The organism is Undibacterium sp. SXout7W (assembly GCF_049339385.1).
In the GTDB taxonomy this organism is placed as follows: Bacteria; Pseudomonadota; Gammaproteobacteria; order Burkholderiales; family Burkholderiaceae_D; genus Undibacterium.
Genome location: NZ_JBMPPF010000008.1, coordinates 96,088 through 108,093 on the forward strand (window position 1 = coordinate 96,088; position 12,006 = coordinate 108,093).

Consider the following 12,006-nt stretch of genomic DNA (forward strand, 5'->3'; position numbering starts at 1 on the left):
GAGTCGTATGGAAAATATACAAACAACCCAGGCAACCGCAGTCATTGAAGCAGATGCCGTCATCGTTGGCGCAGGCCCAGTTGGCCTGTTTCAGGTATTCGAATTAGGCTTGCTTGAAATTAAAGCCCACGTGATCGATTCTTTGTCTGTCGTTGGCGGACAATGCGTTGAGTTGTACCCTGACAAACCAATTTATGATATTCCTGCTGTTCCAGTCTGTACTGGTCAGGAGCTGACTGATAACCTGCTGAAGCAAATCGAGCCATTCGAACCCACTTTCCATCTGGGTCAGGAAGTAACGCTGGTCGAACGTCGTGAAGATGGTCGCTTTGATCTGGAAACATCCACTGGCACACGCTTTATTACCAAAACGATTTTCATTGCTGCTGGCGTAGGATCATTCCAGCCCCGTACATTAAAAGTCGATGGCATCGAAGCCTTTGAAGGTTCGCAAGTATTTTATCGCGTTAAAGATCCTAGCCAGTTCCACGGCAAAAACCTGGTAATTTGCGGCGGCGGCGACTCTGCGCTTGATTGGGCATTGAATCTGGTTGGTAAAGCTGAATCCGTCGTTCTTTTGCATCGCCGTGATGATTTCCGTGCGGCACCGGCATCTGTCGCCAAAATGAAAGAATTGTGCGACAACTACGAAATGCAATTGACTATCGGTCAAGTTACCGGCATTGAAACAAAAGACGATCAATTATCTGAGATTAAAGTGACAGGCGCAGATGGCGTCACACGTCGTATGCCACTCGATACCTTGCTCGTCTTTTTTGGTTTATCACCAAAACTGGGGCCGATTGCAGAATGGGGTCTTGATATTGAACGCAAACAATTAAAAGTCATGAACACGGAGAAGTTCGAAACCAATGTTCCTGGTATTTTTGCTGTTGGAGATATCAATACATATCCTGGCAAAAAGAAATTGATTCTTTCTGGATTCCATGAAGCAGCATTGGCTGCATTTGGTGCCGCACCGTATATTTTCCCTGAAAAGAAAATCCACATGCAATACACCACAACATCACCAAAGCTGCATAAAATCCTGGGCGTGGAAACACCAACGTTCGATTAAACAGCAGTATCGACAAAAAAAACCCGCAGAATTTGCGGGTTTTTTTTACTATTCATTTATCTACCGGATCTGTTTTGTTTATTTTTTGCACTTTCGCATTGCCTGCTCTACTGCGCAGTCACCGATGCCCATCGATCAAAAAAACCTTGCAGTTCATTCTCCTCTGACTCCCGGAACCGCAACGCTATTTGGTGGAACTGATCTGCAATTTGCAGAAACACATCCAAAATATCAGGATCAAAATGGCTGGCACGCCCTTTTCGCATCAGACCAATCGACTCCTCATGACTAAAAGCTGGTTTATAAACACGTCGGGAAATTAACGCATCATATACATCCGCAATCGCCATCAAACGCGCAGAAACAGGAATGGCATCACCCACAAGATTTTCAGGATATCCGGAACCATCCCATTTTTCCTGATGCGAATACGTGATTTCGCGCGCAAACCTTAAGAACTCATTGCTTTCCCCCAGATATTTTTCAACCGATAAAATCGTTTCACGCCCATATACCGTGTGCAATTTCATGATTTCAAACTCGTCGGCGTTCAATTTGCCCGGTTTCAGGAGAATAGTGTCAGGAATACCCACCTTACCAATATCATGCAAAGGTGCCGATTTAAATAACAAATCGATATTTTCATCCGTCAACTCTGATGCAAAGCGAGGATGGTTTTGCAATGCTCGTGCCAGCGCAGCAACATAATGTTGCGTTCGGCGAATATGGTTCCCAGTTTCATTATCACGGGTCTCAGCCAACGATGCCATGGCCATGATCGTGGCATCCTGCATTTTGGCGAGCTTACGGGTTCGATCAAGCACCAGACTCTCAAGGTGCCGATTCTGATCCTGCAACAGATATCTTGCCCGCACTAAATTCAGTTGCGTAGCGACTCTTGCCAGCACGATTGGAGGACTAATGGGCTTGCCGATGTAATCGACAGCACCTAACCGCAAACCCATTTCTTCATCTTGCACCTGACTTTTCGCTGTCAGGAAAATGACTGGGATATCGGCTGTACGAGGATTTGCTTTCAGTCTGCGACAGGTTTCGTAGCCATCCATTTCTGGCATCATCACATCCAGCAAAATTAAATCCGGCGCAGGGTCCAACATCGCTACCTGCAACGCTTTCAAACCATTCGTCGCGATTTTGATTTTATATTGGCTCTTCAACAATCCCGATAAAAGAGAAATATTATCAGGCGTATCGTCAACGATCATCACGATTTGCCTGGCACTCTGTTCTGCGAAAGCATCCATATCAAACTCCGTCAACAACGACCAATATAAAAGCCAATGGCGTGAAACACTTCATTCATTCGCACATCGTCACGACTCACCTTCTGGCACAGGCAGGTCATAACCATGATAACTGGCTGCCTGTCGCAGTAACGTATTGATTGAGTCAAAATCAAACTGACTTACGGCCCGCATTATCTGCTTTTGTAATTCATGACCAAATGCATGAGCAATCTGATCGCTACTCTCCATTAAAAGATCAAGCGCCTCGCCATCATAATCCTTCAGTAAAACGTAACACTGGCTTAACAGCGTCTGCACACCCTGATGATCAACAGGTAGCATCTCTGGCTCAGAATGATAAGCTTCCGGTAAATTTTGCCTCTCTCTGGACAATACCTGCTCAATCGCAAAAATAGTAGATTGCAAACGTTCGCTGCACTCAGCCAATACCGCCTCCAGATCAATACCCTCACTGTACGCATGAAATGTATTTTCTAACTGATCTGCCAGCGCATAAATAGCATGTGCACCGATTAATCCAGAAACACCTTTCAAGGTGTGTGCGATACGCTCCGCCAGCAACACATCATTCGCCTGTATCGCCTGACGCATCTTATTCACGGCCTCACACTGATCATCACAGAAACGTGCGAGCAACTCCAGATAAAACGCACGATTTCCCAAAGTGCGGCTCAAACCCTCGTCAACATCAACGCCATCAATATGCAACTTATTTTTCATTTCATAAAACACCGGTTGTACGAGATCGGCCGATGTCTCTGACAAATTGCCAGGGCACCAGAGAGATATCGTCTGATAAAGCTCTTTAGGATGGATAGGCTTGGCCAGATGCCCACTCATCCCGGAAGAAAAACAGCGCTCACGCTCTTCTACCATCGCATGTGCCGTCATGGCAACGATAGGCAAATGAGTGAAACGACCATCTGCTCGTATTAAACGAGTAGCCTGATGCCCATCCATTGCGGGCATCTGAATATCCATAAAAATCATGCCGTAATAATCAATAGGAGCAGAAAAAACCGTATTCACTGCGACTTCACCGTTATCAGCAATATCGACAGCAATTCCTGCTGCCTCCATTAACTCTATTGCAATTTGCTGATTAACTTCATTATCCTCTACCAGCAAAACACGTAAGTTCTGGTAGTGCGGTACCGACACTCCCGGTTGTTGTGCCGCCAAAAATAATTGATCGGAAAATAATTCCGCCAGACAATTCATCACATTGGAAGCATTGACAGGTTTAGACAAAAACCCATCAGGCATGAATACGCCTGCTTTATCACTTAATACCTGAGTACCATGCTGGCTTACCAACACAGTCTTGGGAGCCGGCTCCAGATTGGCATCTCGTTTCAATACTTCAATCAATGCCAATCCATCCATCCCATCACCTTTATCGTTGAGCCTCAGAGTGACAAAGACAATGTCAACTACTTGTTGCGTTGGTGACTTCCCTATAAGTTGCAAGGCCGTTTGAGCACTATCAGCAACACTCACTGAAACTGGCAATATCAACAGAATTTCTCGCAAAATTTCTGCTGCCAAAAGATGACTATCTACAATCAAAATATGTTTGCCATTGATACCAGCAGGAACCACGGCACGATCCATCAGCGGTTGTGCGATACCAAACCAGCTGCTGAAATGCACCGTAGTTCCCAGTCCGTTTTGACTCTTCAGAGAAATATCCCCGCCCATCAATTCCACCATCCTCTTGGAGATAGATAAGCCAAGACCAGTTCCGCCGAATTTACGGGTTGTCGACTCATCCGCCTGGCTGAAAGGTCGAAATAATTTTTCTGCCTGATCCTGACTCATACCAATGCCGGAATCCCGCACTTCAAACCCCAGTTTAATTCGCTCACCAAGTGATTCCAGTATCTGGCATCCGACATACACTTCGCCATGCGGCGTAAATTTAATCGCGTTATTGACGAGATTAATCAACACCTGTCCCAGTCGCAAAGGATCACCAACTAAACAGGAAGGAATACCGGGTTGCATACGAAACATCAACTCCAGCCCTTTTTCCGTGGCCTTTTCAGAGGTAATGACAGACAGGTTATTCAACACATCATCAAGGTTAAAATCTACCTGTTCTATATCGAGTTTCCCTGCTTCTATTTTGGAAAAATCCAGAATGTCGTTAATAATGCCCAACAATGACAGTCCTGCTTTGTTGATTTTCTCAACATAATCACGCTGCCGGGGATTTAAACCCGTGCTCATTGCCAAATGAGACATACCAATAATCGCATTCATCGGCGTGCGAATTTCATGACTCATATTGGCCAGAAACATCGATTTTGCCTCTGTCGTTTCCTCGGCATGGCGACGAGCTAATTCTGCTTCTTTTAACTCATTCCTGATGTGCAAAGTCTGCACATGAATACGGGTCGCCTGCCCCTGGGCTTTGGTGAATAACTCCAGATAACGCTGTTGCTCGAAATATGCCTCTTTCCATTCACCCTGCTCTGAAAAAATTTCTCCAAGCTCCTTGATAGCGCGTAATGGCATGTAGATATATCCATTGTCTGCGACTTCATCTATCGCCCTGCGCAAATCCCTGATCGCTTCAGGATAACGTTGATGTCGCCTGTGCAAATGCCCACTGACCCACCAGCTATAAGGCTTGAGATGTTTATCCTCAAAGCTGCCAAGTAAGCTCATCGCCGTATCACTGAGCGTATCCGCAGCACTCAGATCACCGCGCATGGCTAACGTGTAGGCAGCAACAGAGGCACAAAAAGCGCGGCTGGCGGCATCAACCCTCTGCCCAGACTGAATATCGTTGATGTAGCTTTCTACAGTCTGATACGCCTCTTCGTATTTATCGAGTGAGACCTTACACAAGGCAAGCATGGTTGAAATAAAAGGAGCAAGCCAGCGCTCAGATGAGGCCAACGCAATATCACGCGCTTCTTCCAACAAAATTTCTGCGTCTTCGGCGTTACCGCTGACGTAAAAAATTTCTCCCAGATTAGCAATTACTTGAGAAACCCGGTTAGGAATATCCAACACGCGCGCATGATTTAAGGCCATATACAAATGACGTATCGCTTCTTCTGTATAGGAATTTTCCTGGGCCAGGATACCCAAGGTGTTGTAAATAAGCACAGAAAGGCGACTTGGCCCCGGCTTGAGCAAAGGAAGTATCTGCGCGTGGCAGGTAACATACGCTTGCTGCGTCATTCCCAGCTTGCGCCAGACTGCAACGCTGCCAAACAGCGCAAATGCAGTGCCATCCGTTTCACCGATGAGTTCAAACATGGCTGCCGAACGTTCAAATACAGGTGCAGCCAGAGCAAACTTACCTTCGAAATAATCTGCAAATGCATAGAGCATATCTGCAGCAATTCCGAGTGAGAACTGATGCGCGCCTCCGTTGGCCTCCCCGCGCATAGCGGCCGCAACTTGCCTTCCACTATCAGGTTCATCACGCATCAGGTCCAGTGCATCAAAACTACGATCCAGCCAACGCAAATCTGATGTAAAAGACATCTGTTAATACTCCCAGCCTGTTCTTTAAAACAGTATATCGACGATAAAGAAGGTGCTTTTCAATGAAAAGCAACAGTATATATAACAACTTTATTGCCGTTAATTTAACAATTTAACATTAATTCACCTCAACTGATGAGACAAATTATCTGGTCAGACACAAATTTAAAAAACTGGTTTATGATGCATCGCAATAACCCCGTTTTTATTGTTGTACAAATTTATAAGTCCAAACGAATTTTTTGGCAAAAAAGATTTGTTTTACTATGTTTCAAACAGGTTCCAGGTCACTTATCAGAAAGACTTCATCATGCTTTATCAAATTCATGAACTGAACCGCGCATTCCTGAATCCATTGACGCAATGGGCAGAGGCCTCTTCTAAATTATTTACGAATCCCATTTCTCCTTTTGCACATACGCCGTACTCGCAACGCGTTGCAGCAGGATATGAATTAATGTTCCGGCTTGGTAAAGCCTACGAAAAACCAGAGTTTGGAATCACGTCCACGACAATCGATACGCGAGTCGTCGAAATTGAACAGGTAACAACGAAGATCAAACCGTTCTGTAAACTGTTGAATTTCAAAAAAGTCATTCCTCAGGGCGAAACGCAACTGAAGCAAGCAAAAGTATTGTTAGTGGCGCCATTGTCAGGACATCACTCCACATTGTTGCGTGATACTGTGCGTGGATTGCTGCCGCAGCACGATGTCTACATTACGGACTGGACAGATGCACGCATGGTTCCACTGTCTGAAGGCGCGTTTCATCTGCATGACTACATCTATTATGTGCAAGATTTCATCAGATTGCTGGGGCCAGATGTCCATGTCATCTCCGTCTGCCAACCTACCGTACCGGTACTGGCGGCGATCGCCTTGATGGCAACGGATAATGATCCTAAGTTGCCTAAAACGATGACGATGATGGGCGGTCCTATTGATCCTCGTAAATCACCGACCGAAGTCAATAATCTGGCGACAGAGAAAAAGTTTTCCTGGTTTGAAAATACGGTGATTTACAGCGTACCAGCCAATTATCCTGGCTACGGTCGCAAAGTGTATCCAGGCTTCCTGCAACATACTGGCTTTGTTGCCATGAACCCAGATCGCCATGCACAAAGTCACTGGGACTTTTACCAGCACCTGATACAAGGTGACGATGAATCGGCGGAACAGCACCGTAAATTTTACGATGAGTACAACGCGGTTCTCGATATGCCTGCGGACTACTACCTGGAAACCATCAAAACTGTGTTCCAGGAGTTTCATTTACCAAAAGGCACATGGGAAGTAGAAGGGAAACCAGTCCGTCCGGAAGATATCAAAACCGTGGCGTTGTTCACGGTAGAAGGCGAACTGGATGATATTTCCGGTCCCGGCCAGACTCAGGCTGCACACGACTTGTGTAGCAGTATCCCGGCAAATATGAAGCAAGATTTTGTTGCTCCAGGCTGCGGACATTACGGTATTTTCTCAGGTCGTCGCTGGAGAGAAATTATTTGTCCAAAAATCGGTGAATTCATCAAAGCACATTCCTGATATTCGCCAATCATCAAAAAGCCATCATGTATCAATGATGGCTTTTTTTATGCCTCTGTCATTTGCGCTATCGATTGTTTTGTTTGTTGCATTCTTAGTTTAAGTGGATAATCTGATTTTTCACGCTTTCAACTTTGCTGCCGTGTCACTGAATTTAGTAGAACAAATAGATCGACTGTTACCCCAAACACAATGCACTAAATGTGGCTACCCTTCCTGCCACCTTTACGCACAAGCAATTGCCAATGGTGAAGCCAAACACAATCAATGCCCTCCGGGTGGTAAAGAAGGCATATCGCGCCTGTCGCAGCTACTGAATTATCCAGTTCTGGCACTGGACAATAGTCATGGACTAGAACGCGAACGATCGGTTGCCGTGATTGAAGAAGCCTATTGTATCGGCTGCACTCTATGTATACAGGCATGTCCTGTTGATGCAATCATTGGTGCACCAAAACAAATGCACACAGTACTTGTAGATTTATGTACAGGTTGTGATTTATGTGTTTCTCCATGCCCCGTTGACTGTATTTCAATGGAAGTCGTCACTCCCGGAGAAACCGGATGGCAAGCATGGTCACAAGCGCAGGCAGATCAATCTCGTCATCAGTATGACTTCCGTCAACAAAGGCTACAACGGGAAAAACAGGAAAATGACGCCCGCTTGTTATTAAAAGCAACCGCGAAACTCAAAGCACTGGAGGATGAACCTGCACAAAGTGCAGAAGAGTTACAAAGCAAAGAACGCAAGAAAGCCATCATCGCAGCTGCCATAGAGAGAGCGCGTATTAAAAAATTGATGGCAGAAAAACCGGAAACAAAATCATGAATGCAGCAAAACGCCATCAGATTTTCAGCCGCTTGCGCGAACAAAATCCACATCCAACTACTGAGCTGGAATATTCATCGCCGTTTGAGTTGTTGATTGCCGTACTACTATCCGCTCAGGCAACTGACGTATCTGTCAACAAGGCCACCAGAAAACTGTATCCTGTCGCCAACACGCCAGAAACTATCTATGCATTAGGAGTGGATGGCTTAATTCCCTACATCCAGACTATCGGGCTGTTTCGCACAAAGGCAAAAAATGTCATTGAAACCTGTCGACTCTTAATTACTGAGCATCACAGTGAAGTGCCCAACAACAGAGAAGCCCTGGAATCCCTGCCAGGAGTCGGTAGAAAAACGGCAAATGTGGTGATGAATACTGCGTTTGGCGAACCAACGATCGCCGTTGATACGCATATTTTCCGGGTATCAAATCGGACAGGAATCGCCCCAGGAAAAAATGTCGATATCGTTGAAGAAAAATTACTTAAATTTGTACCCGCAGAATTTAAGCTCGATGCGCACCATTGGTTGATATTGCACGGACGTTATACTTGTATTGCACGCAAACCCAAATGCTGGAATTGTATGATTGCAGATCTTTGCGAGTTTAAACAAAAAACACCTTTACCCGACTCGGTGTAAAGGTGTCGCGACATAAGGCAAGCGCGTCAGATGATCTTACATGCCTCTTCAAATGCCAAACGAGGCGAGCGTGGAAATACCTTAGAAGCATCGCCGTATCCAAGATTACAAATGAAATTCACTTTCACGTTGGTGCCAGCAAAAAACGTAGCATTCACCTTATCAGCATCAAAACCTGACATAGGCCCACAATCCAGTCCAACTGCACGCGCAGCCAGCATCAGATATGCGCCCTGCAAGGAAGAATTGCGAAAAGCAGTTGCATCAATCATGGCCTGATTACCCACAAACCAGGAGCGCGCGTCTGCATGAGGGAACAGCTTTGGCAACTGATCATAAAACGCCATATCCATCCCAATAATCGCCGTCACTGGTGCAGTTTTTGTCTTTTCGAAATTTCCAGCAGAAACACAAGTCAGCAACTTCTCTTTTTCGGCTTCAGATTGAACAAAAACGATTCTTGCCGGAGAGGCGTTTGCGGACGTGGCACCCCATTTCAAAAAATCATAAATCTCCTTCAATTGCGCATCTGTCACCGCTCGGTCTTGCCATGCATTGTGAGTACGGGCTTCAGTAAATAAGATATTGAGTGCTTCTTTGGTCAACATGACATTTCCTTTTCAATAAACACAACGTGAATTTTTCATTAGCGCTGGATAATAACCGAAATGAAAAAAGTCATCAGAGCGATCAAGGTAAAATCCTTTTACAATACACCTCTCACGCACTGCTTTCTCTTTTCATGTTCAATCCCAGCCAACAAGACGTACGGCGTTTTTTTTGTGAAGCATTTCGCAAACTGCATGCCAATGAAATTCTGACACCACTCGAAGCAATTGCTTCAGACTGGATCAGACAACATCCAGAGTATGACGATATCCTCGCTGATCCTGATTCTGCTTTGGAAGCAAATTTCAGTGTGGATCAAGGACAAACAAATCCCTTTTTGCATCTGTCGATGCATCTATCAATTGCAGAACAAATCTCTGTAGATCAGCCTAAAGGGGTCAAAAAGGCATTCCAGTTACTTGCACATAAGTTCAATTCGGAACATGAGGCTCATCATCAGATCATGGAGTGTCTGGGAGAAATGATATGGAATGCGCAAAGAACCGGATCTCCTCCAGATGGACAAGCTTATATAGAATCACTGGAAAAGCGCTGTCGATAAAAAAAAGCCACGATTGAATCGTGGCTTTTTTGCAAACTGCCGGTTTAAGCAACGAGCAATTTATTTTTTCAATACCAGACTACCAGGCAAGCTGTGCAAGTAGGCCGCAATATTTTGTATATCGGTATTTGACAACGCCTTAGCCTGAGCACCCATGATTGCATTTCCACGACCATTTGCCATATCAGCACCGCGCTGGTAAGACTTGAGAGCCTGAGCAATATAGTCTGCGTGCTGACCAGCAAGTTTAGGATATGTTGGATCAACTGGCGTACTGAAGTCTTTTCCGTGGCAAGAAGCGCAATTGAATTTTTCGGCGGCTTGCTTACCTGCATCAACATTACCACCAGCCAATGTCGTAAACGATACGGCAGACAACAAAACTGCTAACAGTGTTTTTTTCATATCAGGCTCCGTTATTATTTTTGTTGAGAATAGTAAGCTGCGAGATCAGCAATATCCTGATCTGACAAACTACCTGCGATACCACGCATCGTCGGATGCTTACGATCGCCCTTCTGATAGGCCTTCAAGGCACTCTCGATATACTTCGCTGATTGTCCACCGATCATCGGCACCTGATATACCTCAGGAAAAGTCGCTTTATAACCAGGAATCGCGTGGCAACCTATGCACATTGCCACTTTTTTATCAGCGGCATCTTTTGCATTACCAACCACTTCGGCTGCAAATGCAGCCTGAGCTAAACTCGCTAAAGCGAGGAGTGCGAACAGTTTTTTCATAGTAGCGAAGATAAATTAAGCAGACAGATCAATAAAAGAAGCGCTTTGAGATAACGCAACATTTTATCTGATTAAAATCAAATTTGCGTAAAAAACACAGCCAGACAACAACAAACAGACACTGATGCCGGATGAAATACCACACTAACGAATACCGGATTAAACAGATAAAACTAAAAAAGAACATACGTTCACAAGTAAATGCATTCTGCCTTATACTCGAAGAGATCCAATAACCAACCATAATTCATCCACCATGACGCAGGATAAAAGCACTCTCCGTTTTGATGGCGCAGACAACTATGTCGCGACCGATGACCTCAAACTAGCTGTCAATGCAGCATTAACACTGCAACGCCCATTACTGATCAAAGGCGAACCTGGTACAGGCAAAACAATGCTGGCAGAAGAAGTAGCAGCTGCGCTGAATATGCCTTTATTACAGTGGCACATCAAATCGACGACCAAGGCGCAACAAGGTCTGTACGAATACGATGCAGTTTCTCGCTTACGGGACTCTCAACTCGGCGACGAACGAGTCAAAGACATACATAACTACATCGTTAAGGGCGTTTTATGGCAAGCGTTCACAGCTGATCAGCCCGTCGTCTTGCTTATCGATGAAATTGACAAGGCAGATATTGAGTTTCCCAACGATTTACTCAGGGAACTTGATCGTATGGAATTTTATGTGTACGAAACACGTCAAATGGTTCGTGCTGTGCATCGCCCTTTGGTCATCATCACATCCAATAACGAAAAAGAACTACCCGATGCGTTTTTGCGTCGTTGCTTTTTTCACTATATTAAATTCCCGGACAAAGACACCATGCAGCAGATCGTGGATGTCCACTTTCCAAAGCTGAAATCAGATTTATTAGCAAATGCCTTGCAAACTTTTTATCAGGTAAGAGATGTCGCTGGTCTGAAGAAAAAACCATCAACATCAGAACTAATTGACTGGTTAAAACTACTGCTGGCGGAAGATATTCCTGCTGAGGCGCTGCGCAGCAAGGACAATAAAGCAATTGTTCCTCCGCTGCATGGCGCTCTATTGAAAAATGAACAAGATGTCCATTTATTTGAACGTTTGGTCTTTATGTCTAAAACCAATCGCTGATATTAAAATCACATTACTATTTCAATACTCAACTCAATACTGGTAATCCCAGTAGCTTCTTCCAGTAATATCTTTAAATAAAAAAAAGCACTGTTATTCCACAGTG

The 12,006-nt window shown here is 44.9% G+C and carries 11 protein-coding genes; 6 read left to right on the plus strand and 5 right to left on the minus strand.

Annotation, left to right across the window (positions count from 1 at the left end; all coding sequences use genetic code 11):
- The first annotated feature begins 7 nt into the window (after window positions 1–7).
- Window positions 8–1,078 (plus strand): NAD(P)/FAD-dependent oxidoreductase, encoded by a 1,071-nt coding sequence (locus ACO0LB_RS09680; RefSeq protein ID WP_423048841.1) that lies wholly within the window; start codon window positions 8–10, stop codon window positions 1,076–1,078.
- 107 nt (window positions 1,079–1,185) lie between these two features.
- Here the strand turns inward: ACO0LB_RS09680 and ACO0LB_RS09685 are convergent, their stop codons facing one another.
- Together ACO0LB_RS09685 and ACO0LB_RS09690 are read right to left on the minus strand one after the other, a co-directional pair.
- The gene (locus ACO0LB_RS09685) at window positions 1,186–2,343 is read right to left on the minus strand and encodes a response regulator (protein ID WP_423048843.1); all 1,158 of its coding nucleotides are present in this window, start codon (window positions 2,341–2,343) and stop codon (window positions 1,186–1,188) included.
- Window positions 2,344–2,412: 69 nt separating this feature from the next.
- Entirely contained in the window at window positions 2,413–5,850 is a 3,438-nt protein-coding gene (locus ACO0LB_RS09690; RefSeq protein WP_423048845.1) for a response regulator, read from the minus strand.
- A 310-nt stretch (window positions 5,851–6,160) separates the two neighbouring features.
- Here ACO0LB_RS09690 and ACO0LB_RS09695 point away from each other — a divergent pair, with 310 nt between their 5' ends.
- The 3 genes from ACO0LB_RS09695 to nth all read left to right on the plus strand — a co-directional run bounded on the left by ACO0LB_RS09695 (window position 6,161) and on the right by nth (window position 8,866).
- Entirely contained in the window at window positions 6,161–7,393 is a 1,233-nt protein-coding gene (locus ACO0LB_RS09695; RefSeq protein ID WP_423048847.1) for a polyhydroxyalkanoate depolymerase, read from the plus strand.
- A 115-nt stretch (window positions 7,394–7,508) separates the two neighbouring features.
- On the plus strand, window positions 7,509–8,222 hold the full coding sequence (gene rsxB / locus ACO0LB_RS09700) for an electron transport complex subunit RsxB (RefSeq protein ID WP_423048993.1): 714 nt from the start codon (window positions 7,509–7,511) through the stop codon (window positions 8,220–8,222).
- Window positions 8,219–8,866, plus strand: a complete 648-nt coding sequence (nth, locus tag ACO0LB_RS09705) for an endonuclease III (RefSeq protein ID WP_423048849.1) — start codon at window positions 8,219–8,221, stop codon at window positions 8,864–8,866. The genes rsxB and nth overlap by 4 nt, the downstream gene beginning before the upstream one ends.
- A gap of 26 nt (window positions 8,867–8,892) precedes the next feature.
- Here nth and ACO0LB_RS09710 read toward each other — a convergent pair whose 3' ends face one another.
- Window positions 8,893–9,474 (minus strand): malonic semialdehyde reductase, encoded by a 582-nt coding sequence (locus ACO0LB_RS09710; protein WP_423048851.1) that lies wholly within the window; start codon window positions 9,472–9,474, stop codon window positions 8,893–8,895.
- 134 nt (window positions 9,475–9,608) lie between these two features.
- On the opposite strand from ACO0LB_RS09710, the gene ACO0LB_RS09715 reads away from it, so the two are divergent.
- Window positions 9,609–10,037, plus strand: a complete 429-nt coding sequence (locus ACO0LB_RS09715) for a DUF1841 family protein (RefSeq protein WP_423048994.1) — start codon at window positions 9,609–9,611, stop codon at window positions 10,035–10,037.
- Between the two features lie 60 nt (window positions 10,038–10,097).
- Here the strand turns inward: ACO0LB_RS09715 and ACO0LB_RS09720 are convergent, their stop codons facing one another.
- Window positions 10,098–10,442: a c-type cytochrome gene (locus tag ACO0LB_RS09720; RefSeq protein ID WP_423048853.1), complete on the minus strand. Its 345-nt coding sequence runs from the start codon at window positions 10,440–10,442 to the stop codon at window positions 10,098–10,100.
- A 14-nt stretch (window positions 10,443–10,456) separates the two neighbouring features.
- A complete protein-coding gene (locus tag ACO0LB_RS09725) occupies window positions 10,457–10,780 on the minus strand; it encodes a c-type cytochrome (protein WP_423048855.1) in 324 nt (107 codons plus the stop codon).
- 256 nt (window positions 10,781–11,036) lie between these two features.
- Between ACO0LB_RS09725 and ACO0LB_RS09730 the strand changes: the two genes are divergently transcribed.
- Window positions 11,037–11,900: an AAA family ATPase gene (locus ACO0LB_RS09730; protein ID WP_423048857.1), complete on the plus strand. Its 864-nt coding sequence runs from the start codon at window positions 11,037–11,039 to the stop codon at window positions 11,898–11,900.
- Window positions 11,901–12,006 lie beyond the last annotated feature (106 nt).